The sequence below is a fragment of the Polaribacter gangjinensis genome, assembly GCF_038024125.1.
Taxonomy (GTDB): Bacteria; Bacteroidota; Bacteroidia; order Flavobacteriales; family Flavobacteriaceae; genus Polaribacter; species Polaribacter gangjinensis.
Genome location: NZ_CP150662.1, coordinates 1,574,144 through 1,599,753, shown reverse-complemented (window position 1 = coordinate 1,599,753; position 25,610 = coordinate 1,574,144). Strand labels below are relative to the sequence as shown.

Sequence of the window (25,610 nt, the reverse complement as noted above, 5' to 3'; positions counted from 1 at the left end):
ATCAAAGTTCAAATTTGAACTTTGATTAAATTAAAATTCAATTTCAAAGAAAATACTGCTAGATTCAACAGTACTTGTAATTTCTTCTCCTTTCAAAATAGTACCATCCGCTTTTGCCAATTGCAGATTTATTTTCCAATAACCAGTCATTGTTAATGATAATTTTCCTTCATAAAAATCATCAGGATTGCTTTGAGTTGCATTTTCATTATTGGGTGATGAGTGATTTCCCATACTTGGCATTCTTGGGTCAATTTTCACGGTGTAATCATTTACCATTGGAAAACTCATCATATTTTCCATTTTCCAAACCCCAATTTTCATGTCGTTAATGGCAACTTTAGGTTCAGTTGGTTCTATGTAAGTGACTAAATATCTTTCATTATCTGAACCAGTAAATGAATTAACAGTTCTTTTTTCAGTTGCAAGCACATCAATTTCAGAAGTAATTGAATAGTCAACACCATTTATGGTATAATCAATTGTTAAATCCCAATATTCTGATGCATTTTCAGCCATTTGAAACATGATATATCCTTCGTATAAATTTCCTTCATCAGCCACTTTTTCTACAGTTGATTTTGGACAAGAATGATTCATCATCATCATGTGCATTACTGGCATCCAAGAAACTTGTGCATTTTTTACAAAAATATCTGAAGTGTTATCTAAAATTCTTAGTTTTATTTCATTAAAACCTACAGTTAATTCTCCTTTTTTTGAGTACAATTCTATAGTATGTGTTGAATTTGACAGTTCTCTTATTTTAGTTAATCCCTCTAATTCATTCATTTCTGTTTCATTTACCTCTTTTGAACAAGATGCAAATGCAATGGTTGCAACCAATAAGATTGCTATTTTTTTAAAATATGGTTTCATTTTAATTTTATTTATTTTTAATATATGTGTATAACAAAAACCTTTAGTTTAAGAGGTAAAACTTAAACCAATTGATACATTTTTGCATGATTCATAATCTAGAATCAAAAAAATAAATTAAACTTTTGGTGGATGAAAACTCGATTCTGTATTTAAATAGGTATAGTTGTTTAAATACGAAAATAAGGTGAGATTTTTTTCAAAAAAAGACAATTTTGTATAAGATTGTAGAGTTTCTTTGTATAAGATAAGTTCTTTAAAATCAATTAAATTGACAGGTACTTTCTCTGAAGATTGACTACTTTCTGATACCTTTTTTAATTGACATTTTCCATTACATTGCATTTCTGGAGTGTCTTTGTTTTCGCACAATTCTTCAATAAAACCAATTGGATCAACAGTATAATATATATACGTAAATGAAACCCTCAAAGTGCTATACAAAAGGATGAAACTGAAAAACACTGAAAAAAATAATGGATGTTTTTTCATGGGGGTAAAATTACTATAATGGATTCTAATATTTGAGCAATTAGACTTTTTTTTAAATGCTTTTTCGGTAACATTAGTTACCAAAATCACGCAGTAATTTTCAGAAATTTGTAAATACTAACCTAACAAATTATGAAAAATCATACCTTTTTACTACTAAATTTATTTCTTTTGATGACCACTTTATTGGTTTCTCAAGAGCAATTTACAGTACAAATAGAACCATTAACCATTGCAAATGCCCCAAATGTTCATTCATATTCTGTAGGAAAAACTACGGATGGAAAATGGATCATACTAGGAGGAAGAATAGATGGTTTGCATCAAAGACAGCCTTTTTCATCGTTTTTAGAAAATGACAATAACAAAAATGTTTTTGTTGTTGATCCCCAAAATAATCAAACTTGGAGTGCTTCTTTGAGTGTTTTATCAGCCCCAATTTTTGAACAATTACAAGCAACCAATCAAGAGTTTTATCAGCGTGAAAACACCTTGTATATTATTGGGGGTTATGGTTTTAGTGCAACTCAAAATGATCATGTAACGTATGATAAATTAACTGCAATTAATGTAGATGGTTTGGCAAATGCTGTTATCAATAATCAAGCAATTTCATCTTTTTTTAGACAAATTTCAAATCCGAATTTGGCAGTAACTGGAGGACAATTGGGTTTTTTGAATAACACTTTTTATTTGTGTGGAGGACAGTATTTTAAAGGAAAATACAATCCACAAGGACCAAATAATGCCACTGGTTTTACCCAAGTTTATACCGAAGAAATTAGAACTTTTCAAATTATTGATGACGGAACAAATCTTTCAATAACAAATTATAATGCCCAAAAAGACAGCAATAATTTACACAGAAGAGATTATAATATGGCGCCTCAAATTTTTCCTGATGGTTCTCAGGGATTTACCATGTTTAGTGGTGTTTTTCAACATTCTGTGAATTTACCTTGGCTAAATACAGTTGATGTTTATGAAAATGGGTATACAGTAAACAACACTTTTAATCAATATTTGAGTCAGTATCACAGTGCAAAAATTCCGGTGTTTGATAGCGAAAATAACTCTATGCATACTTTATTTTTTGGAGGAATGAGTCAGTATAAATTAGATGCAAACAATAATTTGATTAAAGACGACAATGTTCCTTTTGTAAATACCATCAGTAAAGTATCAAGATTTGCTGACGGTTCAATGCTCGAGAGTATTTTAGATATTAAAATGCCAACACTTTTGGGTTCAGGGGCAGAATTTATTCCGATTTCAAATGCAAGTTTATACATGAATCACGAAATTTTGAATTTAAACAATTTACCAACCGAAAAAACTTTGATTGGTTACATTTTTGGTGGAATTGAAAGTACACAAGAAAATATCTTTTTCATTAATAATGGCACTCAAAGTTCTGCTAGTAATTTAGCATTCAAGGTTTTTATCACAAAATCAACCTTGAGTCTTCAAGAAACAAAATTGACAGATAAAAATGTGTATCAACTAAATTTATATCCAAATCCTTCAAAAGATTCTATTACGCTCGAAGTTTTTATTCCAAATATTGAAAAAAGTACTGTTGAAATTTTTGATTTATTAGGAAGAACTATTCAGAAAATTGATATTGAAAAATCAATTGGAAATAAAAAAATACCTATTGACATCTCAAAATTTGCATCAGGAGAATATGTGCTGATTTTTAAAAATTCCTCGAAAATCATTGAAAAGAAATTTATAAAAAATTAATTTTCAGTATCAATAATGTATTGATTAGATTTTGATAAACGTCAAAATATATCAATTTTGTTAAGTAACTAATGTTACTGACTACACTTTTTTTTCATCCTAATTTTGCTTCATCAAAAACATATAAATGAAATATCAAATGAAGTATCTTACCATTTTTATCTTGATTTTGTATATTCCAATACAAGCGCAAGAAATGATTACGATTGAAAAATCTGCAGTCATTCAAAAAATAAAAGAACGCAATTTATCATTGAAAATTTCTTCGGAAGAATTCAATAAAGCAAAAGCAGATTATCGTCAAACCAACGCAATTTTTTTGCCCAATATCACTGCAAGTCACACAGGATTTGCCACCACAAATCCTTTAATGGCATTTGGCTCAAAATTAAATCAAGGGATTTTAACTCAGGCTGATTTCAATCCTGCGTTGTTAAACAATCCAACTCAAACTCAAAATTTTGCTACAATTATTAAAGTTGAGCAACCTTTGATCAATTTAGATGGAGTTTTTCAACGAAAAGCAGCCAAATCAACCATGGAAGCAAAATCGTTGCAAACTCAAAGAACAGAAGAATATTTACTTTTTGAAGTTGAAAAAGCTTACATGGAATTGCAATTGGCTTATAAAGCTTTAGCAGTTTTAGAAAAAGCGTTAGAAGCTGCAAATGCGAATAAACAATTGGCTGAAAATAGTTTCAAACAAGGCTATTTGCAAAAAGCAGATGTTTTGAATGTTGAAGTTCGCGTTACTGAGGTTCAAAATCATTTGCAACAAGCCAAAAGTAATGTGCAAAATGCATCCAATTATATGTCTTTTTTGATGAACGATGAAAGCTATGTGCAATACATTCCTAGTGATGAATTAAATATTCAAACTGTTTCAATGATTGATGCGAAAATTTCTGAAAATCGTAGTGATATCAAGGCAATGCAATTGGCAACTGAAGCATACAAAGACATGAACAAAGCTGATAAAATGGCTTTTTTACCACGTTTGAATGCCTTTGGAAGTTACGAATTGTATGATAACAACATTTTTCAAGCAGATGCCAATGGATATTTAGTAGGTGCGCAATTGAGTTGGGATATTTTTCAAGGTTCAAAACGCATTGGAAAAGCACAAAAAAGCAAGGCCGAATTTGAAAAATCAAAAATGGAATATACTCAATATGTTTCTAAAAGTAATTTAGAATTAAACAAAGCAAAACGTATGTTGATAGATGCTGAAAACAAACTTCAGCTTTCAAAATTAGCGTTAAATCAATCAGAAGAATCTTTGCGAATTAGAACCAATCGTTTTAAAGAAGGTTTAGAAAAAACAACGGATTTGCTGAATGCTGAAACGCAATTTTCTCAAAAACAATTAGAGTATTATCAAACAATTTTCGAGTACAATTATGCGCAAGCGTATGTTCAGTTTCTAACAAAAGAATAATCAATTTAAGATCAAAATTTAAAGTTTAAAAAATCAATATAAAATGAAAAAAATATCCATAATTATATCACTTTTAGCGACTGCATTTCTAGCAAGTTGTGGTAGTGAAGACACAAAAAAAGCTGTTGATAATACAGCAGCAATAACAGTAACAGTGAGTCAAATTTCAGAAAATACCAACAGCCCACTTTTATCCGTAAGTGGAAAAATTCAATCAGAAAAAAGTGCGACACTAAGCACAAGAATGATGGGTTTTGTAACCAATGTTCCTGTAAATGTGGGTGATAAAGTAAGCAATGGTCAATTGTTAGTTGCCATTAATAATGATGATTTACAAGCAAAAAAAGCTCAAGTAAATGCGAGTATTTTAGAGGCAACTGCCGCTTTTAAAAATGCTGAAAAAGACTACAATCGTTTTAAAAATTTGTTTCAAGACAAAAGTGCTTCTCAAAAAGAATTTGACGATGTAACTGCTCATTATCAAATGGCAAAAGCACGTTTAGAGGCAGCCAATCAAATGAAAAATGAGATCAATTCTCAATTTGCATATACCAATATCACAGCACCTTTTAGTGGAGTGATAACTGCCAAAATGATTGAAAAAGGTGATATGGCAAATCCTGGTCAACCGTTAATTTCTATGGAAGCTCCAGGCAATTTTGAAGTAATTGCTATGGTTCCAGAATCTGAAATTTCTGTTATCAAACAAGGAATTTCTGTAGATGTTTCTATAAAATCAATCAATGAAACTGTAAAAGGAATTGTAAAAGAAGTAAGTACTTCCTCTAAAAATACAGGAGGTCAATATTTGGTGAAAATTCAATTGACAAAAACTCCGAATACTATTTTATCAGGAATGTTTGCAACTGTTCAGTTTCCTGTAGCTAAAACTGCGAAATCAAATAGTATTCTAATTCCAAAGGATGTTATTATTTCAAACGGACAATTATCTGGAGTTTACACGGTAAGTCAATCAAATACAGCCATTTTACGATGGTTGACTTTAGGAAAATCGTATGGTAATCAAGTAGAGGTTTTATCAGGATTGAATGCAAACGAAAGTTACATTGTTTCTGCTAATGGAAAATTGTTTAATGGAGCTAAAGTTAGTATTCAGTAATCAGTATTCAGTAATTAGTATTCAGTGATCAGTTTAAAAAGATAGTTATTAATTAAAAAATACCCGCAACAATTCCCTTTCTTTTGGAAAGGGTTAGGGATAGAAATATGAAAGAAGGTTTAGCTGGCAAAATTGCCAAAGTTTTTATGAATTCGAAATTAACAGTGCTGTTGATGATTGTTTTTATGGTCATTGGCGTGTACAGTTCGTTTCTAATTCCGCGTGAAGAAGAACCACAAATTGATGTGCCAATGGCAGATATTTTTGTGGGATATCCAGGAGCAAGTCCTACAGAAGTAGAATCGAGAGTTATCAAACCACTAGAAAAATTGATTTCCAATATCAAAGGTGTTGAGTATGTATATTCAACTTCTATGAAAGAGCAAGGAATGGTGATTGTTCAGTTTTATGTGGGTGAAGATATTGAACGTTCGTTTGTAAAATTGTACAACGAAATCAATAAACACATGGATCAAATGCCAAAAGGCGTTACGTTTCCATTGGTAAAAACAAGAGCTATTGATGATGTACCTATGTTAGGATTGACACTTTGGAGTGAAAATTACGACGATTATCAATTAGGCCAAATGGCGCAAGAACTGGAAGCTGAAATTAAAAAAGTGAATGATGTTGCAGTTACTAACAAAATTGGTGGAAGAGAGCGTCAAGTGCGTGTGGTATTGGATAAAGATAAATTAGCATCAGCTGGATTGGATTTCTTGTCTGTTTCTGAAATGATCAATGCGAATAATGCACAATTAAATTCAGGTTATTTTGATAAAAATGATACTGAATTTATCATCAATACTGGTAAATTTTTAGAAAGTGCACAAGATGTAGAAAATTTAGTAGTTGGCGTTCAACAAAATCAACCCATTTATTTAAAACAAATTGCTACAATTATTGATGGACCAGAAGTTCCTAAAAACTATGTGAGTTTAGGTTTTGGAAAAGCGAGTGAAAAATCATCCAAATTCAATTCAGAATATCCAGCAGTAACGATTTCTGTTGCCAAAAGAAAAGGTGCAGATGCCATGAAAATTGCAGATGTAATCATCGATAAAGTGGATCATTTAAGAACCACATTAATTCCTGATGATGTTCATGTTGAAATCACCAGAAATTATGGGGAAACAGCTTCTCATAAAGTATCAGAATTGTTGTTACACCTTATAGGATCTATCATTGCTGTTACTTTGGTGGTAATGTTAGCCATGGGTTGGAGAGGTGGATTGGTCGTGTTTTTATCAGTACCAATCACATTTGCATTGACATTGCTGAGCTATTATATGTTGGATTATACCCTGAACAGAATCACACTTTTTGCGTTGGTTTTTGTAACAGGAATTGTGGTAGATGATTCCATCATCATTGCCGAAAATATGCACAGGCATTTTAAAATGAAGCGTTTACCATTTAAACAAGCAGCGTTGTATGCGATTAATGAAGTAGGAAACCCAACAATTTTAGCAACTTTTACAGTAATTGCATCAGTATTACCAATGGCATTTGTATCAGGATTAATGGGGCCTTACATGGCACCAATGCCAATTGGAGCTTCAATTGCCATGATTTTATCGTTGTTTGTTGCGTTGACAATTACTCCTTATTTAGGATATATTTTTTTAAGAGAGAAAGACAAAGCTGGAGCTGAAGAAAAACCAGAAAAACCTATTGAAGAAACCTTAATTTACAGAATTTATAGCAAGTTTGAAACACCTTTATTAGAAAATAAAACAAAACGTTGGATTTTTTTAGGAGGTACTTTCGCCCTTTTATTAGCAACTTTTGGATTGTTTTTTACCAATTCTGTTGCTGTAAAAATGCTTCCTTTTGATAATAAAAATGAGTTTCAAGTAGTCATTGATATGCCAGAAGGAACCACGTTAGAGAGAACTTCGTTGGTGGCAAAAGAAATTTCACAATACTTAGCTACAAGACCAGAAGTGGTGAATTATCAGAATTATGTGGGTACTTCTGCACCTATTACTTTCAATGGTTTGGTGCGTCATTACGATTTGCGTGGAGGAAGCAATATGGCAGATATTCAAGTAAACTTAGTTGATAAAAGCGAACGTTCTGCACAAAGTCATGATATCGCAAAATTATTACGAGCTGATATTCAAAAGATTGCGTCAAAATTTAATGCCAATGTAAAATTAGTTGAAGTTCCGCCAGGACCACCTGTTTTATCAACAATTGTTGCTGAAGTTTATGGGCCTGATTACAATCAACAGATAAAAATTGCAGACAATATTCAAAATATTCTAAATAATACAACTGATGTAGTTGATGTTGATTGGATGGTAGAGGCTGACCAAACTGAATATCAATTTACCATTGATAAAGAGAAAGCCATGTTATATGGTGTTGCTCCTCAGCAAATTGCCTATACCATGAATATGGCATTATCAAACAGAGCCGTTACTACATTGTATGATGAAGATGCTGTAAAACAAATTGGTTTGGTGTTGGCTTTGGATGAAAGTGACAAATCTACTGTAAAAGACATAGCGCAATTAAAAGTAAAATCAAACCAAGGAAATTTAGTTCCAATAACTGATTTGGTGACAATTGAAGAAACTACTGCTGCAAAAAGTATTTATAGAAAAAACCAAAAAAGAGTAGTGTATGTTTTGGCAGATATGGCAGGAGAATTAGAAAGTCCTGCATATGCCATCTTAGGAATGGACAAAAAACTAAAAGAAATTCCATTGCCAAAAGGATATGAATTGAACGAAATGTATTTAGGTCAACCAGATTTTGAAGATGATTATACGGTAAAATGGGATGGAGAATGGCAAATTACCTTAGAGGTTTTTAGAGATTTAGGAATCGCATTTTTAGGCGCAATTATCTTGATTTACATTTTGATTGTAGGCTGGTTTCAAAACTTTAAAGCGCCTGTGGTTATGATGGTTGCTATTCCTTTATCATTAATCGGAATCATTTTAGGACATTGGATGATGGGAGCATTTTTTACAGCAACATCTTTTATTGGAATGATTGCTTTGGCGGGAATCATGGTGCGAAATTCGGTTTTATTAATCGATTTTATCAACCTTAGATTAGAAGAAGGAATTCCGTTAAAACAAGCAGCTATTGAGGCAGGAGCAGTGAGAACAACTCCTATTTTGTTAACTGCAGGAACTGTTGTAATAGGCGCTTTTGTGATTTTATTTGACCCAATTTTCCAAGGATTGGCAATTTCATTAATGGGAGGAACCATTGTTTCTACAATCCTTACTTTGCTGGTGGTGCCTTTAGTGTATTATATGATCGAAAAAAAGAACTATAAATAAAAATTAACTATCATGAAATTAGTAATCGTAACAGCAGTTCAAGAGTTTCATAATGATATTTTGAAGCTCTTCAAAAAAGCAAATATTGAGAATTTTAGTGAATCAACTATTGATGGATATAAATCATCAAACGGATTCGTAGTTACACCAAATTGGTTTGGCAGTAATAAAGGAGGTAATGAGTCTAATATGTTTTTCTCTTTTACAGAGGAAACTCAGATTGATGCATTACTCGAACTTATAAAGGAATTCAATATTCATTTAGAAACTAATAATCCAGTTCGGGCCGTCGTTTTACCCATAGAAAAATCAATATAAATTTTAAAAATCAAAAACAATGTTAAACAAATATTTTAGAGCAATCGTAGGCACTTTCATCATATTAAGTGTTGTATTAACTGTTTATGTTCATCACAATTGGATGTGGTTTACCGTTTTTATTGGCGCAAATATGTTACAATCAGCATTCACAAAATGGTGTTTGTTAGAAATCATCTTGCAAAAATTAGGTGTTAAAAAGTAAGTGACAAACTTATAATTCAGAAATTAAAACAGCATGTTAAAAACCTGATTTTTATCATAAAATAGAAGAATTCTTCTCGTTATTTTTGATAAAAATTTGAAAGATGACATCACAATTATACAATATTTCGTTGGTTTCATGGACGAATGGTATTATCATGATCGGAATTTTTGTTCTGGTTGTAGTAGGGTTAGTAGCAGCTGTTTTAATGTTAATGAATAGCGATAAACCAAAGAAATAGAAAAGGGCATGTATTGGGGGATTCATGCCTTTTTTCTTGTTTTATTTTTATTTATTCTAAATAAATAGTATTTTTGTACTTTATTTAGAAAAAATATGATTGTTTTTTATACTAATAGCAAACGAACCATCCAACTTTCTGAAATATCAAATTGTAATGCAAACTGCGCTATCAATTGTGTAAAACCTAAAGGGAGTTGCTGCGAGAAGTACAAAAAAAAGGGCATCAATTGTAAAAGATGCCCTCATATTTTAGTAAAACATGCTTCTTAATTCTGAATTTTTTCCAACGCAAAAGGCAATATTCTTCCAACAAATTTTGTGTAAGCCAATGTTGATGGATGCAAGTTATCTGAAGCAACTAAAGCAGTATTTGTCAATCCTTCACGAGTAATGTCTGTAATATTTACAAAAGTAATTCCATTGGCTTCACAGTAATTTTTTGCAAAGTTGTTATAGTTATCTATATCACTTGAAATACTTGTATTTCCTCTTCCAAAAGGAGTAAAAGCATAATCAGGAATTGAAACTGTAAGCTTCCCCAAAATTCGGCCATTTAAAAATAGAATTCGACAAGCGACGAAGGAGCGCGTTCAGTAAAAATTATTAAATTTAAAGCCGAAAACTTATGAAGACAACCCAATTTACCGAAAACCAGATTGTTGCCATGTTAAAACAACAAGAGCAAGGAGTTAAAGTTACCGATATTGCCAGAGCCAATGGTATATCCGACAAAACGTTTTATCGTTGGAAAAGCAAATATGGAGGTATGGATGCCACAGAACTAAAACGCATAAAAGAACTAGAAGCAGAGAATTCAAAGCTCAAAAGAATGTATGCCGATTTAGCACTGATGAATCAAGCATTAAAAGATGTGATTGAAAAAAAGCTTTAACGCTTTGCGAGAAAAAAGAACTAGTCACTTACATCACAAGTAATTATGCTATAAGTGAACGTAAAGCGTGTAAAATAGTCACAGTTCCTAGAAGTAGCTTCAGTTACAAGGCGGTTGTTAAGCAAGATGATGTATTTATAAAACAACTTGATTTGCTGGTACAAAAACATGTAACCATTGGTTTTTGGCAAAGTTATCATCGCATACGAAAGTCAGGAACTCTTGTTAATCACAAAAAATTATATCGCATTTATACATCCATGAAATTAAATATAAGAAGACGTTCCAAGAAAAGATTACCTGCAAGAGTCAAACAACAACTATTTCAGCCAACGCAAATGAACGAAGTTTGGAGTATTGATTTTATGAGTGATTCTCTGTGGAATGGTAGAAGAATCCGATTATTAAACGTTATAGATGATTATAATAGAGAAGTATTGATGATTGAAACAGATACCTCATTACCAACACTAAGAGTTATTAGATGCTTAGCCCAAATAGGCGAACGTAGAGGATTACCAAAAATGATTAGGGTTGATAATGGTCCCGAATTTATAAGTGCAAAACTCGATAGTTGGTGCAAAGAAAATGAGATTAAACTCATATTTATCCAACCAGGAGAACCAACACAAAATGCTTTTATTGAAAGATTAAACGGGACTTTTAGAAGAGATATACTCAATGCTTACGTGTTTAAATCTATCCAAGAAGTAAAAGATATAAGCCAAGAGTGGATAAACGATTATAATTACAATAGACCACATAAATCACTTAAAAATAAATCACCAATTGAATACAGATTAAATGAATAAAATTCTATTTTTGAATGGATCGAATTTAAGGGAAGCTTACAAAACTACAATTATATTTTTTTTGTCATTATTGCCTGCTTTGATAGCTGTATTTACCAATTTTGGAAATTCAGACTCATAAATAGAAAAATCTTTACGTTGGTATTGGTTATTTACACCAATTAAAAGCGTTACCAAATCATAATCTGCAGTGAGATTTTCAGCATCAATTGCATCAATTAAATTGGTTGTTGTCCAACCAGTTCGTGCAATTACTTTCAAATCAATTGTTGTTTCTGAGCTAAATTCTTTTAGCAAACTGTCTTTCAGCTGTTCAGGAAATTTACATTTTACACAAACACTTTCACCAATGGTATAACTATCTCCTAAAGAAAGGATTTTTAGATTTTTTTTGATGTTTGTTTCTTTTATTGGATTGTCTTCAGGAATAGTAATTTCTTGTGATGTTTCTTCTTCCAAAGTATTTCCACAAGAAAAAACAATTAAAATAGTTACAAAAAATATCCACCAATGTTTCATAAAAAAGAATAGTTACTTATTTAAACGCATTCAATCCTGTAATATCTAATCCTGTAATTAATAGGTGAATATCGTGAGTTCCTTCATAAGTAATTACACTTTCTAAATTCATAGAATGACGCATGATAGAGTATTCTCCAGTAATTCCCATACCACCTAGAATTTGTCTTGCTTCACGTGCAATATGAATTGCCATAGCAACATTATTTCTTTTTGCCATTGATATTTGTGCAGAAGTTGCTTTGCCTTCGTTTCGTAAAACACCCAATCTCCAAGCCAATAATTGTGCTTTGGTAATTTCTGTAATCATTTCAGCTAATTTTTTTTGTTGCAATTGAAATTGTCCAATTGGTTTTCCAAATTGTTCTCTTTCTTTACAGTAACGCAAAGCTGTGTCATAACAGTCCATTGCTGCACCAATTGCGCCCCAAGCAATTCCAAAACGTGCAGAATCTAAACATTGCAAAGGCGCTCCCAATCCAGATTTGTTGGGTAACAAATTTTCTTTAGGAACTTTTACGTTGTTAAAAATCAATTCGCCAGTTGCTGAAGCTCGCAAAGACCATTTGTTATGAGTTTCGGGAGTTGAAAATCCTTCCATGCCACGTTCCACAATCAAACCATGAATTCTTCCTTCTTCACTCTTGGCCCAAACCACTGCCACTTGTGCAAAAGGTGCATTCGAAATCCACATTTTTGCGCCATTTAGCAAATAATGATCGCCCATATCTTTGAATTTCGTTTCCATTCCTGCAGGATTTGAGCCGTGATTTGGTTCAGTCAAACCAAAACAACCCATCCATTCTCCAGAGGCTAATTTGGGTAAATATTTTTTACGTTGTGCTTCATTTCCAAATTTATAAATAGGATACATTACTAAGGATGACTGCACAGAAGCTGTAGAACGCACACCAGAATCTCCACGTTCTATCTCTTGCATGATCAATCCGTAAGCAATTTGATCTAAACCTGCGCCTCCATATTCTTCAGGAATATAAGGACCAAAAGCCCCAATGTCTGCCAAACCTTGAATGATTTGCGTTGGGAATTCTGCTCTTTGTGCATAGTCTTCAATGATTGGAGAAACATCTCTTTTTACCCAATCACGAGCAGCTTCTCTAACCAATTTATGTTCATCAGTTAGTAAATCATCAATATTGTAATAATCAGGAGCTTGAAAGTTATCTGGTTTCATTTGTTGGTTTTTATTCAATTTTACCACAAATTTATTGAAAAAACCGTAAAAAGAAGTTCTTTTTCTAAGAATAAAATAATCGAATTGCAACACTAGTATCTTTTTTACCTCAATACAACTTGAATCCTTTTTTTTTGGCAAAAGTCTGAGTAAGTTTGTTGCAATGAAATTGACCTTAGGAAAACAAGAACGATTAAAAAGTAGAAAGTTGATTGAAAAACTTTTTACAGATGGAAAATCTGTCAAAAATTTTCCACTAAGAATGGTTTTTTTACAAGTTCCACATACATCAACATTTCCAATTCAGGCTGCATTTTCAGTGCCAAAAAGAAATTTTAAAAAAGCTGTTGATAGAAATAGAATCAAAAGATTGTTGCGCGAAACCTATCGTTTGCAAAAAGAAATAGTATATTCGAAATTAGATAAGCCAACTATTTGTATGATTTCGTATATTGGTAGAGATGAAATGCCTTTTGACCAACTTTTTTTGAAAATGACAAATTTGTTACATTTATTGATTAAAGAAACAAGCAAAAACGATGAAACAGTTTAAGTTTAAAAACCTCTTTTTGATACTTATTTTAATTGGAGCGATTTCTTTATCGTTTTCATTTAAATCAAACTTTTTTGAAATAGCAAAACAGATTGAAATTTACAATACACTTTTCAAAGAGTTAAATATGTATTATGTGGATGAAATAAATCCGGCAGAATTAACCGAAAAAGCGATTAAAAATACCCTAAATTCTCTAGACCCATATACCAATTTTTACAACGAACAAATGGTTGAAAATGCCAAAATTGCTAGAGAAGGCGAATATGGTGGTGTTGGAGTAAATGTGTTTTATACCAAAGAAGGAATTCATATCAGAGAGATTTACAAAGGTTTTTCAGCAGACAAAGCAGGTTTAAAACCTGGAGATATTATTGTTTCTGTAGGTAATCAATCTTTAAAAAATATGAATGTTGATCAGCAATCAGAGTTTTTAAAAGGTGTTCCAAATAGTAAAGTATTGGTTGAAATTGAGCGTCAAGGAAAAAAAATCCAAAAAGAATTGACTAGAGAAAAAGTGGTTTTAAACCCAGTGCCTTTCTCTGAAATGATTGATTCAGAAACAGGTTATATTGTTTTGACAGAGTTCAATGAAAAAGCATCTTTTGAAGTAAAAAAAGCCTTTAAAGATTTGCAACAAAAAGGGATGAAAAAGCTGGTTTTTGATTTGCGTTCCAATCCAGGAGGATCACTTTTAGAAGCAATCAATATTACCAATTTCTTTATTCCGAAAGGAAAAACTATTGTTTCAACCAAAGCAAAAGTAAAAAGTTTGAGCACTGTTTATAGAGCCTCAAATGATCCTTTGGATTTACAAATTCCGATAGTAGTATTAATCAATAGACGCTCAGCCTCCGCATCAGAAATCGTGATTGGCGCTTTGCAAGATTATGACAGAGCTGTAATCATGGGACAACGTTCTTTTGGAAAAGGTTTGGTTCAACGTTATAGAGAGTTGACTTATGGTACGCAATTAAAAGTAACCATTTCTAAATATTATACGCCAAGTGGACGCTGTATTCAGGAGTTAGATTATACAAACAGAGACCCAAAAACAGGCGAAGTTCCGAAGTTTTCTGATAGAGGAATTCAGGCTTTCAAGACAGAAAATGGACGAACAGTATATGATGGAGGAGGTGTAACTCCAGATATAGTTTTGGAAACAAGCAAAAGATTGCCAATTACAGAAACACTTTTAGATTCGAAAGCTATTTTTAATTTTGGTGTTGCCTATTTATATAAAAATCCGAAAATGGAGTCTTTTGAAAATTTCCGTTTTACAAATGCTGATTTTAAAGAGTTTACCAACTTTTTAGCCATTGACACCACCTTTGTTACCAAGCAAGAAAAGCTATTTCAAGATGCTTTTGAGGCTTCAAAAAATGCCGATATCAATAAGGAACATCAAAAGATAAAAGAAAAATTAGTACAGGATAAAATCAGTGAAGTTGCAAAAAATGAAGATATTATCACAGAAATCATCAAAGAAGAAATCTTAAAAAATTATTTTTACGAAGAAGGATGGTTTCAATATCAATTGAAAAATGATCAAACGATTTTAAAAGCAACGCAACTACTCAAAAACAGTAAAAGTTACACTCAAATTTTATCTAGTAAATAATTTTATCTTTGCCCCTTAAAAAACAAGCATGAAACCAATCAGAATTATAGAACGCACAAGAGCTCAAGAGTCTACAAACGCAATTGAAAAATTGTATATTTCAATGCGTCATTTATTCACAAGAGGTTTTTACAAACCAATGGGAGTTTCTGGTGAAACTTTGCGAAAATCACTGTTGTTATTGCGTCCTGAAATTTATGGATCAATTGCAGAAGACAGAGTAGAGTTAAATGGATTGGTGTATGTAATTGAACGTTTGCCAGAAGGAATTGAAGAGTGTCAATTCATTAATTTAACTACGGACGAGGGCTATAAGAATTCTCATTTTAAAGCCATTGTTCCACCAAAAAGAAGACGAAATTGCTACAGAATTGATAAAGATCAAATGAATATTGAGATTACCAGAGGAAGATCTGAAATCTATGATATTTTAACCCATTTGACGTTTTTATTTATTGAATCTCATAAAATATTCCAAAGAATTTCTATCAACGAAGGAGAAGATTACATTCGAGAATGGAAACATTTAGAGGATGTTGTGTTGTATCAAAAACCAATTTCTGACAAAGAAAAAGAAGTACTTATTGTTCATTTAGGAAATATTTTGGGACGAACTTTTGATGAAGTTTCATCAGTTTATAACAGTTTTTCATCGGAACAAAATCCGCATAAATTTTTCAATTTAATTTATTGGTTAGGTAAATTAGCCATTAATGAATTGATAGAATCAAAAAAACGAACGATTACATTTAGTTCAGTTTTAGTAGAAGAAATTGGGCATCATATTTATGGGGAAATTTGGGCAAATGACATCAAAAAAGTTTTAAAAGAGCATAATTTATTACAAAGACCAATTCACATTATCAGTGCCAATATGCACAGTGTGATGAATTCGATTTACGCAAAAAATGCCTTGCCAGAAGAGGCAAAAAAACACAAAGATTTTGAATTATTCCGATTGTTAAGTTCATCTGAAAGCAAAAATTTACAACATAAAGTAAAAGAATTTGCTTCAAAAAATGGCTTAATTTCTATAGATTTCACCTCAGGGACAAATATTGATGTACAAATAATTGATACCGATAAAATAAACTTCGATGTTTTTTCGTTTCAAAAAGGAAAATCATCTGAAAATCCTGTCATATTTGTAATGGATTATGCTTTTGGAGAACAGGCTTTTGAGACTATGGACGAGTTGTTAAAACCGTATAAAGAAGGAAAAAAGAAAATTCATTTAGATGTAAAATCAATCTCAATTATGGGAAAAGCAGGAATTTTAGAGGGAGGAAAAGGAGATATCATGATTCCAACATCACATATTTTTGAAGGTACAGCTGATAATTATCCTTTTAAAAATGAATTATCAAAAGAAGATTTAGAAGGTTTTGGAGTAAAAGTTTTTGATGGAGCTATGATTACTGTTTTAGGAACCTCACTTCAAAATAAAGATTTACTGAAATTTTTCCATGACTCTACTTGGAATGTTATTGGATTGGAAATGGAAGGTGCACATTATCAAAAGGCAATTCAATCTGCATCAAAAATCAGAGGGAACATTTCTGAAAATGTAAAAGTAAGATATGCGTATTACGCTTCTGATAATCCAATTGAAACTGGTGCTACTCTGGCTTCAGGAGGTTTAGGAATGACAGGAGTCGTACCAACTTATGCTATCACACAACGAATTTTAGAACAAATTTTATAAAATATTTAAGCTAATTTTTTTTATAATGTTAACAAACCAAACGCAAAAAAGTAACGAAGAAGAAGTAGATTTAGGATCGTTATTTGTAATTATTGGAAGAGGATTTTCTAAATTTTTCAATTTTATTGGAAGTATTTTCAAAGGAATTTTTCATGTTGTTATTTTATTTTTGATTTTTATAAAAGAAAATATTTTAAAAATAGGGATAGCCACCGTTATTGGTTTAATAGTTGGAGTTTTTTTAGAAGTAAAATCTCCAAAAACATATGGGTCAGAATTGTTGATTGAACCCAATTTTAAAAGTAGTTTACAATTATACAACAATGTGAATTATTACAATGATTTGGTAAAACAAAAGGACACGTTAAAGCTGCAAGAGACTTTCAATTTAACAAAATCAGAAGCTGCTTCTCTAAAAAAGTTTGCCATTGAGCCAGTAAAAAACGAAAAAGATATCATCAATGCTTATGATGAATTGATTTTGTCTGTAGATACATTAACTATAAAAAGTTATGAATTTGATAAATTTAAAACAGCATTCACTAATTATGACTACAAAATTCATAAAGTATCAGTAATTGCTGAAAAAAGCGATGTATTTGATAAATTGGATGATGTCATCATATCTTCAGTGGTAAAAAATCAATATTTCAATAGATTGAAAGAATTGACAAACGAAAATTTGAATAGAACAGATTCTGTTTACAAGGAGAATTTATCACAAATAGATTCGTTGCGAAAAGTGTATATGCAAGTAATGTTAGATGAAGCAAAAAAAGTAACTTCAGGAACCAATATCAATATGAGTGGCGAAAAGGAAACTACTAAGGAATTAGAACTCTTTGAAACTAATCGAAAAATAAATAACGATTTAAAAAATATTGCATTTGAAAAGTCAAATAAATATGAAGTTATCAATGTAATTTCTAACTTTCAGCCAGTAGGTTATGAAATCAAAGGAATTACAAAAAATTATGCTTTTCAATTAGGAGGTTTAGGTGCAGTTTTAATGATTCTTTATTTAATGATGTTGAAATTGAATATTTATTTGAATAATTATAAGAAATAAAAATTTTTATTAAATATTTTAAAAGTTAATAAAACCTCTCTTAATTGGTATTTGGAAATAAATAAAATGATAGTTTGTAAATTAAAGTGATAGAAAAAAGTTTATAAGAGTGTTTTATATGGTACCACAATCTTTTAAAGATAACATCGACAGTTTTTTAATTTGTTTTAATCAATCTGAGTTTGAGAAAAAGAAGGGTATTGAAACGAATTTTATTTTAGACAACCAGTCAATTTCACATTATGGGGTTTTAAAAGGTTTGCACATTTAAAAAGGTCAATTTGCACAAGTAAAATTAGTACGAGTTACAGAGGGAAAAGTATTAGATGTTGTTGTTGATGTCCGAAAAAATTCTCCAACATTTGGACAGAAATTTTCAATCATATTTTCCTCTATAGATAACCAATAGTTATTTATTGCAATGGGGTTTTTACATGGATTTACAGTATTAGAAAACAATACAATTTTCTCTTATAAATGAGATAATTATTACAATTTTGATGCTGAAGTTGGTGTAATTTAAAATGATTCCACTTTGAATATAGAATAGATGTTGAAAAAGAGGATATTATTTTATTATAGAAAGAAAAGACATTAAAAGAATTTAAAGATTTTATTTTTTTAAACTTTAATTAATTTCGTTACAATAATATTTTTTAAAACTTAAGATTTAATTTTTATTTAAAAATATTATCAAATAATTTAATAGCATAAAATATCTATAACTAAATCAGCAAAAACCCACAAGAAACTCAGAAATAGTAATTATATGACTAAGATTTTTCAAAAAAACATCTATGAAAACTTTATTTATTACAAACTTACCAAGTCCTTATAGAGTTAATTTTTTTTCGGAACTATCAAAATATTGTGAATTAACTGTTTTTTTTGAAGGAAGGAGAACAAAAGATAAAGAAATAATATTTAATTGGAATGATAAAACTATTTCCTCATTTAAAGCTATTTTCTTTAATGAATTTTTTGATGAGTATAAAGTTATATTTCCGATTATTAAAAAAGTAATATTTGGCGACTTTGATAAAATTGTAATTTCTACTTATAATACTAGAACACAATCTTTATTAATTCTTCTATTTAAAATTTTAAATAAGAATTACTATTTTGAGACTGATGGTGGTTTGATAAGGGATAATGAGTCAAAATTAAATAAATTTTTTAAAAGACTCTTAATTGGGAATGCAAAATCCTACTTCAGTACTGGTGATCAATGTGATAAGTATTTAATAAGTTATGGTGCTAAGCCAGAAAATATTACTAGATATACCTTTACAAGTTTATTTAAAAAAGATATACTGAAAAACATTGTTTCTAAAGAAGAAAAAAGTAAATTCAAAACTGAACTTCATATACCATACGAAAAAATAGTTATTGGAGTAGGAAGATTTATCAATATTAAAGGATTTGATATACTTATCAAAAGTAGTATTTTTTTAGACAAAAATGTTGGAGTTTACATTATAGGTGGAAATCCTACAGAAGAGTATCTCGATATAAAAAATAAACTAAATTTGAGTAATATACATTTTATTGATTTTTTACTAAAAGATGAATTAGAGGTTTGGTTTTTAGCTGCTGATATTTTTGTATTACCTACAAGAGGTGATGTTTGGGGTTTGGTGATAAACGAAGCTATGTCAAAAGGCCTTCCAGTAGTTACAACAGATAAATGTCCTGCTGGTCTTGATTTGTTAATGGATAAAGAATGTATCTTTCCAGTAGATGATTATGTTTATTTGGGTAAAATTCTAAAAAAAATTAGTGAAGATGATGATTATGCTCATAAGTTGAGTTTTAATAATTTACAAGTAATTAAGAACAAAACCTTTGAAAATATGGCTATTGAACATATGAATGAATTTAGAAAGAATGATTAAATCTAATATTCAAAAACACTTTCACAATTATTTTTCTTCTTTTTTGCAAAGGTTTTGTATGCTGATTTCACAATTGTTTTTAATTCCTGCATTTATTTTTAATTTAGGAATTGAGCAATATGGAGAGTGGCTAATTTTAACGACAATTCCAAATTATTTGCTTTTAAGTGATTTAGGTTTAACATTAACAGTAACAAATGAAATTTGTAGGTTAATAAACCTAAAAGAGTTTTCTAGTCAAGAAAAATTATTTAAAGCTACATTAAGTTTTCTTTCCGTAATTGTAGTATTTCTTATTTTTATTTTTTTAATATTATCTAATATTATTGATTTTAAGACTTTATTAAACTTACTGTTTTTTTCAAATAAAGATGTTCTTCTTATCCTAGGGGCATTTATGATAAATATTTTTAGTTATTTAATTTTCCTTGTTACGATAGGATATTTTAAATCTTTAAATTTATTTCATAAACACGAGTATTTTTTAGCCCTCACTCTTTTTTTAGATTTTATTGCAACATTAATTATTTTAAACTTTAAAATAGCGCTATATTTTATTCCAATCACAATGTCAACTATACGTTTAGTAATGATATTTATAGTCAACAAAGAATTAAAGAAATTCAAATTTTATAAATTTGGTTTCTCATTAGATTGGAGTAAGGCAATAAAATTGTTGCCTGTATCTTTAAAGCTTAGTTTTTTTCAGTTGGGAACTGCTTTTTTTATCCAAGGAAGTACTTTTTTGGTAGGAATGGTATTAGGTTCATCTATGGTTGTAATATTCAATACAATTAGAACTTTAGTAAATTCATTAAGATCTTTTATAAATATATTATATATTCCTACAATGCAGGAATTTACAGTTTTATTAACAAAAAACTTAAAAGAAAAAGCATTTGTTAAATTAAAAAAATTATTAGCTTTAATTTTTTTGGTATCATTGATTTCTTGCTTTGGGATATACTTTTTTAGAGATTTTATTTTTGAATTATGGTTTAAAAATAGTTTTTTGTATGATGTTAATTTTTTAATATTAATGTTATGTTCAATAATTGTGTATAATATCTGGAATGCTGCTAGTATGTTGCCATTATCCATTAATAGAATGGATAAGTTAGCATATTATCCAATCTTAAGTATTTTAGTATTAGTAGTCCAATATTTTATATTACCAATAACAGGGCTTACAGGTTTAGCGGTTAGTTTTATTTTTATAGATTTAATAATGTTGATTATAGTTTTGAAACTTAATTATTCCATATTAAATAAAAATTAAAAGAATATAAAAAGTTATATAAATGAAAAAACGTTTATTTATTTTATTAATTTTTCTTATTGTTTTTATAGTTCTTCAAGTAAGTAACTCTGCACCAATACAACATAGAGTATTGTTTATTGTTAGTTTTTCAATAATATTTTTCTTTACAGCATTTTATTTACTCAATGAAAAAGACTTTTCTCCCTTTATTGGCTCATATATAGTGTTTTCATTTTTGTTTTTTATTATGGCGCCAATTTTGCAATTAGATGAATTTTTTAATAAAGAAAACCAACGGTTTTTTAACGGTTTAATTTATTCTAATTCACTTATTTTAAAAGCTAACTTTTTAATAATTTTATTTAATCTTATTTTTTTTACTGTTTATTTTTCATTCAACAAATATTTTAAGAAGCAAAAAAAAATAATACCAAACAGATATATTCCTTTTTACATTTTATTTTTTTTTCTTGTGAATGTTATTATTTTTATTTTAAAATATGATTATTTGATAACTAAAATTAGTTTAACCTCATATATAAACAATACAAGTAAAATGAGTGGGATACTTAGCGATAAGTTTTTATTCTTTCTGCCTTTCGCTCCTCTTATTCTTGGAGTAAATTATTTAAAAAATAATTGGAAAAATAAAAGGCAAAATTTTTATATAATTTACTGTATCGTAATTGTAATCCTATTTATTTTTTTACTATATAAAAACCCTTTAACAGAAAAAAGAAATGCACTTGGTCCTGTTTATATCTCTTTAATTTTTCTGTTTATCCCAAAATGGATTAATACAAATTTTAAGATTTTATCTATATTATTGTTAAGTTTAGTTATTTTTTTTCCACTATCAAGTTTAATCACACATAGTAATAAGAATTTGTCGGAAATGTCTTTTAAAGAAATGATTTCTTATAAGAATGTAAAAAAAAGTGTTTCTAATCAGTTTACAAGTTTAAATTTTGATGCTTTTTTAATGACGGCATCTACAATTGATTATGTTGAAAAGAATGGTCACTCTATGGGTCGTCAGTTATTGCCCACTGGATTATTTTTTATACCAAGAGCTATTTGGAAAAATAAACCAATTTCATCAGGAGAGTTGATTGGTAAACATATTCAAAAGCATCATGATAAAAGTAAATGGTTTCATAATTTAGCATTACCTTTTGTAGCTGAATCTTATATAGATTTTGGAATTATAGGAATTATAATTTATGCTATTCTTTTGGCTTTTCTTTGTTTAAAGTTTGTGAATTGGTTAAAATCCGATGATCCTTTAAGACAATTAAGTGCATTTTATTTTGCAATTCATCTTATTTTTTTATTGAGAGGAGATTTTACAAACGGGTTTGTATATTTTTTTCTTCCATTTCTAGCATTCTTTATTTTTCCTAAAATTTTTATGAAATTATTAAAATGATACTTAATAAAAAATTCAATTTAATTTTTACAATTATTCTTTGCTTAAACGCAACTTTACTTCTTTTTCCAAGGAACTTCAAATTTATACCAATCCTTTTTTTATTCATTCTTTCCTTCTATAGTTATATGACAACTAGGAGAGTAGATAAATATTTTTTTGTTTTTACATCAATACCTTATTTAATTTTACTTTTGGGCATGTTAAATACACAAAACATTTATTATGGTTTAAAAGCATTAGAGACTAGATCATCACTTTTATTATACCCTTTATGTTTTGCCTTGATTCCAAAAAAAGAAATAAAATGGCAAATAGAAAATAGATTAAATTATATTTTAGGTTTTTTCTGCTTTGCTACCTTTATCTTTTCTTTATCTATTTTTTTTTACTTTAAAATTTTCGAAGAGCGAACTTTAAGTTATATAATACAGCATAATAATACTTTGATGAACATATCTATTTATTCAAAATATCAAATACATCCAATTTATTTAGCCTTAAATGTAGGTGTTAGTCTAATTTTTTCTTTTTTTATTCATAAAACCTTAAAAAATAATAATCTGAAATTATTAAATTCAATATTCATTTTATTTTCAGTTTTGCTTTTAGCGATAATTAATAAAAGAATGGCAATAATATCTCTAATTATTGTAGGTTTAATTTATTTAATTTTAAATTTTAAGAAAAATGTTAATAAAAATCGAACTTTGTTTTATTATGTCATTTTTATTATTCTTATTTTTTTAGGAGTTGTTTTTTTTCCAAGATATAAAGACCAAAATAGTTTTAATGAATTTAAAAAAATATCATCAGTTATTTATGATCCAGAAACCTCAATTGGTAAGAGAGTTTATTTATATAGAACAGCCATTGATATATTTTTAAAAAATCCTTTATTAGGTATTGGCACTGGAGATGCTGATATTAATTTATCAGATAGATTAGTAAATAAACTTCAAATTAAATATCAGAATTATAACACACATAATCAATATTTAAGTTATTTAGTATCTCTTGGATTATTTGGGTTTATTATATTTATGGTTTATTTATTTTATATTTTAAAAATATCAATAATTAGAAATGATATTTTGTTTATCTGCTTATTTGTTTTTTTATGTTTAAATATGTTGTCCGAAAATATTTTAGAGAGAGAATCAGGAGTTTTAGTTTATGCTTTTTTTATAAATTTCTTGCTTAAGTCTAATTGGAATTTTAAGAATAAAAATATCAAATGAAAAAAATTTTAATGATTGGCCCATTTCCAGATCCTATTTCAGGAGTTTCAGTCTCAAATAAAGTAGTAAAAAACATACTTAAAAAACAAAGCGAAGTTTCAATTATTAATACTTCTTTTCCAATTTTTAGTGATTCAATTGGATCATTCTCATTCAAAAAATTATTTTTTTTTTTAAAACTTAATGTTTTTTGTTACAAAGTTTTCAAAAGTGACATTATTTATACAACACCAGGACAAACTTTTTTTGGAATTTTAAAATATACGACTTTTATATTACTAGCCTCTTTACTGAAAAAAGAACTTATTATTCATGTTCATGGAAATTATTTAGGACTTCAATACAAACAATTAAAGGGTTTTAAAAAGAAATTATTTAAGTTTTTGATTTCTAAATTCACAAAAGGAATTGTTCTTTCATCTTCATTAAAAAGCAATTTATTGCCATTTATAGATGAATCTAAAATTACTGTCGTTCATAATTTTGCGGAAGAATATCTGTACCAAAATATGCATGAAAAAAGTTTCGACAGCATTAAAATTGTTTTTTTAAGTAATTTAATGGAGGAAAAAGGAATTTTCAATTTGTTAGAAGCTTTAAAACAGCTTGAAGCAGAAAATATTCAATATGAAGCAAAAATTGCTGGAAATATTGATGGTTCCTTAGAATATAAAATTTTAAGCAAAATTAACGAATTGAAAAACACTCAATATGTTGGCATAGTTTCAGGAGAAGACAAGAAACAATTATTACAATGGAGCACTATTTTTATATTGCCAACGTTTTATAAAATGGAAGGTCAGCCAATATCAATTTTAGAAGCTTTAGCAACTGAAAATTTGATAATTACGACTAATTTCGCAGGAATTCCTGATATTTTAAAAGAAGGGATTAATGGATTTTTTGTAGATGCAGAAAATTCAAATGATATTGTTATGCGTCTTTTAGAAATTGATAAAAATAAAAGTATAATAAAGCAGATTGCAACTAACAACAAAAACTATTTTTTAGATAATTTTACCGTTTATAAATTCTCAGAGGAAATATTAAAAGTATTTTATGCAAATTCAACAACTTAATAAGTCAATATTACCAAAGAATTTTAGGGGAAGAAATGCCTTTACAGTTCAACTTTGGTGGTTAGTACAGAGTCTTTTTTTTGGAACATCTCCACAATTTATGTATGGTTTTAGACGTTTTTTATTAAGACTTTTTGGCGCTAAAATTGGCAAAAAAGTTATAATAAGACCAACAGTTAGAACAACATATCCATGGAAAGTTTCAATAGGAGATTTTTCTTGGATTGGTGATGATGTGGTTTTATATTCTTTAGGAGAAATTGAAATTGGAAACAATGTTGTTATCTCTCAAAAATCATATTTATGTGCCGCATCTCATGATTATACAAGAGAGGATTTTTTGATTTATTCAAAGAAAATTACCATCAAAGATCAATGTTGGTTGGCAGCAGATGTTTTTGTTGCTCCTGGAATTACAATTGAGAAAGGTACTGTAGTTGGATCTAGAAGCAGTGTTTATAAAAATTTACCAGAAAATAAAGTTTGCATGGGTAATCCTGCGAAAGTTATAAAAAATAGATTTAGTTAATTTTAAAATACCTATCACCAATTTAAATTATTTATTTTTAGCATTTGTTTATTTATTGTTTAATTTA

22 protein-coding genes and 1 pseudogene are annotated in these 25,610 nt (G+C 29.1%); 18 read left to right on the top strand and 5 right to left on the bottom strand.

Translation table 11 applies throughout. From position 1 onward, the window contains the following. Window positions 1–30 precede the first annotated feature (30 nt). Window positions 31–879 (bottom strand): hypothetical protein, encoded by an 849-nt coding sequence (locus WHA43_RS07110; protein ID WP_105046393.1) that lies wholly within the window; start codon window positions 877–879, stop codon window positions 31–33. Between the two features lie 117 nt (window positions 880–996). Then, the gene (locus WHA43_RS07105) at window positions 997–1,371 is read right to left on the bottom strand and encodes a hypothetical protein (RefSeq protein WP_146104908.1); all 375 of its coding nucleotides are present in this window, start codon (window positions 1,369–1,371) and stop codon (window positions 997–999) included. A 132-nt stretch (window positions 1,372–1,503) separates the two neighbouring features. Here WHA43_RS07105 and WHA43_RS07100 point away from each other — a divergent pair, with 132 nt between their 5' ends. The 6 genes from WHA43_RS07100 (at window position 1,504) to WHA43_RS07075 (ending at window position 9,500) form a co-directional block, all read left to right on the top strand. After that, window positions 1,504–3,117, top strand: coding sequence for a T9SS type A sorting domain-containing protein (locus WHA43_RS07100; protein WP_105046391.1), 1,614 nt, complete (start codon window positions 1,504–1,506; stop codon window positions 3,115–3,117). A gap of 127 nt (window positions 3,118–3,244) precedes the next feature. Further along, entirely contained in the window at window positions 3,245–4,555 is a 1,311-nt protein-coding gene (locus WHA43_RS07095; protein ID WP_105046390.1) for a TolC family protein, read from the top strand. A gap of 43 nt (window positions 4,556–4,598) precedes the next feature. Continuing rightward, entirely contained in the window at window positions 4,599–5,675 is a 1,077-nt protein-coding gene (locus WHA43_RS07090) for an efflux RND transporter periplasmic adaptor subunit (protein ID WP_105046389.1), read from the top strand. Window positions 5,676–5,782: 107 nt separating this feature from the next. Further along, window positions 5,783–8,977 carry an efflux RND transporter permease subunit gene (locus tag WHA43_RS07085; protein WP_105046388.1) on the top strand — a complete coding sequence of 1,065 codons (3,195 nt, stop codon included), beginning with the start codon at window positions 5,783–5,785 and terminating at the stop codon, window positions 8,975–8,977. Between the two features lie 12 nt (window positions 8,978–8,989). Next, window positions 8,990–9,295, top strand: coding sequence for a hypothetical protein (locus WHA43_RS07080; RefSeq protein WP_105046387.1), 306 nt, complete (start codon window positions 8,990–8,992; stop codon window positions 9,293–9,295). Between the two features lie 19 nt (window positions 9,296–9,314). Next, a complete protein-coding gene (locus WHA43_RS07075; RefSeq protein WP_105046386.1) occupies window positions 9,315–9,500 on the top strand; it encodes a YgaP family membrane protein in 186 nt (61 codons plus the stop codon). Between the two features lie 509 nt (window positions 9,501–10,009). On the opposite strand, the gene WHA43_RS07070 is transcribed toward WHA43_RS07075, so the two are convergent. Continuing rightward, window positions 10,010–10,285, bottom strand: coding sequence for a hypothetical protein (locus WHA43_RS07070; protein ID WP_226742856.1), 276 nt, complete (start codon window positions 10,283–10,285; stop codon window positions 10,010–10,012). Window positions 10,286–10,368: 83 nt separating this feature from the next. On the opposite strand from WHA43_RS07070, the gene WHA43_RS07065 reads away from it, so the two are divergent. Beyond that, window positions 10,369–11,447, top strand: a protein-coding gene (locus WHA43_RS07065; RefSeq protein ID WP_226742795.1) for an IS3 family transposase whose coding sequence is annotated in 2 segments (ribosomal slippage) — window positions 10,369–10,630 and window positions 10,630–11,447 — 1,080 coding nt in all. Because the reading frame shifts where the segments join, the coding sequence is not laid out codon by codon here. A gap of 36 nt (window positions 11,448–11,483) precedes the next feature. On the opposite strand, the gene WHA43_RS07060 is transcribed toward WHA43_RS07065, so the two are convergent. Both WHA43_RS07060 and WHA43_RS07055 read right to left on the bottom strand, forming a co-directional pair. Beyond that, on the bottom strand, window positions 11,484–11,966 hold the full coding sequence (locus WHA43_RS07060; protein WP_226742805.1) for a GDSL-type esterase/lipase family protein: 483 nt from the start codon (window positions 11,964–11,966) through the stop codon (window positions 11,484–11,486). A 16-nt stretch (window positions 11,967–11,982) separates the two neighbouring features. Further along, the gene (locus tag WHA43_RS07055; protein WP_105047321.1) at window positions 11,983–13,161 is read right to left on the bottom strand and encodes an acyl-CoA dehydrogenase family protein; all 1,179 of its coding nucleotides are present in this window, start codon (window positions 13,159–13,161) and stop codon (window positions 11,983–11,985) included. Window positions 13,162–13,324: 163 nt separating this feature from the next. On the opposite strand from WHA43_RS07055, the gene rnpA reads away from it, so the two are divergent. From rnpA to WHA43_RS07000, 11 genes and pseudogenes are all read left to right on the top strand, one after another. Then, complete coding sequence (gene rnpA, locus WHA43_RS07050) at window positions 13,325–13,714, top strand: ribonuclease P protein component (RefSeq protein ID WP_105046385.1); 390 nt, start codon at window positions 13,325–13,327, stop codon at window positions 13,712–13,714. A 16-nt stretch (window positions 13,715–13,730) separates the two neighbouring features. Next, complete coding sequence (locus WHA43_RS07045) at window positions 13,731–15,335, top strand: S41 family peptidase (RefSeq protein WP_317197463.1); 1,605 nt, start codon at window positions 13,731–13,733, stop codon at window positions 15,333–15,335. Between the two features lie 28 nt (window positions 15,336–15,363). Further along, window positions 15,364–17,040, top strand: a complete 1,677-nt coding sequence (locus WHA43_RS07040) for a DUF6909 family protein (RefSeq protein ID WP_105046383.1) — start codon at window positions 15,364–15,366, stop codon at window positions 17,038–17,040. A 25-nt stretch (window positions 17,041–17,065) separates the two neighbouring features. After that, complete coding sequence (locus WHA43_RS07035) at window positions 17,066–18,109, top strand: hypothetical protein (RefSeq protein ID WP_105046382.1); 1,044 nt, start codon at window positions 17,066–17,068, stop codon at window positions 18,107–18,109. A gap of 118 nt (window positions 18,110–18,227) precedes the next feature. Continuing rightward, a pseudogene (locus tag WHA43_RS07030) lies at window positions 18,228–18,518 on the top strand (dTDP-4-dehydrorhamnose 3,5-epimerase family protein). A 388-nt stretch (window positions 18,519–18,906) separates the two neighbouring features. Further along, window positions 18,907–20,004 (top strand): glycosyltransferase family 4 protein, encoded by a 1,098-nt coding sequence (locus tag WHA43_RS07025; protein ID WP_105046381.1) that lies wholly within the window; start codon window positions 18,907–18,909, stop codon window positions 20,002–20,004. Continuing rightward, on the top strand, window positions 19,982–21,283 hold the full coding sequence (locus WHA43_RS07020; RefSeq protein WP_105046380.1) for a lipopolysaccharide biosynthesis protein: 1,302 nt from the start codon (window positions 19,982–19,984) through the stop codon (window positions 21,281–21,283). The genes WHA43_RS07025 and WHA43_RS07020 overlap by 23 nt, the downstream gene beginning before the upstream one ends. Before the next feature lie 22 nt (window positions 21,284–21,305). Then, window positions 21,306–22,694, top strand: coding sequence for an O-antigen polysaccharide polymerase Wzy (locus WHA43_RS07015; protein WP_105046379.1), 1,389 nt, complete (start codon window positions 21,306–21,308; stop codon window positions 22,692–22,694). A gap of 200 nt (window positions 22,695–22,894) precedes the next feature. Continuing rightward, complete coding sequence (locus tag WHA43_RS07010; protein WP_170039562.1) at window positions 22,895–23,935, top strand: O-antigen ligase family protein; 1,041 nt, start codon at window positions 22,895–22,897, stop codon at window positions 23,933–23,935. Next, on the top strand, window positions 23,932–25,014 hold the full coding sequence (locus tag WHA43_RS07005) for a glycosyltransferase family 4 protein (RefSeq protein ID WP_105046377.1): 1,083 nt from the start codon (window positions 23,932–23,934) through the stop codon (window positions 25,012–25,014). Before WHA43_RS07010 ends, WHA43_RS07005 begins: the two co-directional genes overlap by 4 nt. Further along, entirely contained in the window at window positions 24,995–25,543 is a 549-nt protein-coding gene (locus WHA43_RS07000; RefSeq protein WP_105046376.1) for a putative colanic acid biosynthesis acetyltransferase, read from the top strand. Before WHA43_RS07005 ends, WHA43_RS07000 begins: the two co-directional genes overlap by 20 nt. Window positions 25,544–25,610 lie beyond the last annotated feature (67 nt).

Bases quoted from the DNA above. Each gene is read 5' to 3' on its own strand.
- WHA43_RS07080 (WP_105046387.1), top strand. From the start codon at position 8,990: ATGAAATTAGTAATCGTAACAGCAGTTCAAGAGTTTCATAATGATATT.
- WHA43_RS07040 (WP_105046383.1), top strand. From the start codon at position 15,364: ATGAAACCAATCAGAATTATAGAACGCACAAGAGCTCAAGAGTCTACA.
- WHA43_RS07005 (WP_105046377.1), top strand. From the start codon at position 23,932: ATGAAAAAAATTTTAATGATTGGCCCATTTCCAGATCCTATTTCAGGA.
- WHA43_RS07025 (WP_105046381.1), top strand. From the start codon at position 18,907: ATGAAAACTTTATTTATTACAAACTTACCAAGTCCTTATAGAGTTAAT.
- WHA43_RS07095 (WP_105046390.1), top strand. From the start codon at position 3,245: ATGAAATATCAAATGAAGTATCTTACCATTTTTATCTTGATTTTGTAT.
- WHA43_RS07010 (WP_170039562.1), top strand. From the start codon at position 22,895: ATGTTAAATACACAAAACATTTATTATGGTTTAAAAGCATTAGAGACT.
- rnpA (WP_105046385.1), top strand. From the start codon at position 13,325: ATGAAATTGACCTTAGGAAAACAAGAACGATTAAAAAGTAGAAAGTTG.
- WHA43_RS07100 (WP_105046391.1), top strand. From the start codon at position 1,504: ATGAAAAATCATACCTTTTTACTACTAAATTTATTTCTTTTGATGACC.
- WHA43_RS07020 (WP_105046380.1), top strand. From the start codon at position 19,982: ATGAATTTAGAAAGAATGATTAAATCTAATATTCAAAAACACTTTCAC.
- WHA43_RS07075 (WP_105046386.1), top strand. From the start codon at position 9,315: ATGTTAAACAAATATTTTAGAGCAATCGTAGGCACTTTCATCATATTA.
- WHA43_RS07105 (WP_146104908.1), bottom strand. From the start codon at position 1,371: ATGAAAAAACATCCATTATTTTTTTCAGTGTTTTTCAGTTTCATCCTT.
- WHA43_RS07060 (WP_226742805.1), bottom strand. From the start codon at position 11,966: ATGAAACATTGGTGGATATTTTTTGTAACTATTTTAATTGTTTTTTCT.
- WHA43_RS07110 (WP_105046393.1), bottom strand. From the start codon at position 879: ATGAAACCATATTTTAAAAAAATAGCAATCTTATTGGTTGCAACCATT.
- WHA43_RS07055 (WP_105047321.1), bottom strand. From the start codon at position 13,161: ATGAAACCAGATAACTTTCAAGCTCCTGATTATTACAATATTGATGAT.
- WHA43_RS07090 (WP_105046389.1), top strand. From the start codon at position 4,599: ATGAAAAAAATATCCATAATTATATCACTTTTAGCGACTGCATTTCTA.
- WHA43_RS07085 (WP_105046388.1), top strand. From the start codon at position 5,783: ATGAAAGAAGGTTTAGCTGGCAAAATTGCCAAAGTTTTTATGAATTCG.
- WHA43_RS07035 (WP_105046382.1), top strand. From the start codon at position 17,066: ATGTTAACAAACCAAACGCAAAAAAGTAACGAAGAAGAAGTAGATTTA.
- WHA43_RS07015 (WP_105046379.1), top strand. From the start codon at position 21,306: ATGAAAAAACGTTTATTTATTTTATTAATTTTTCTTATTGTTTTTATA.
- WHA43_RS07000 (WP_105046376.1), top strand. From the start codon at position 24,995: ATGCAAATTCAACAACTTAATAAGTCAATATTACCAAAGAATTTTAGG.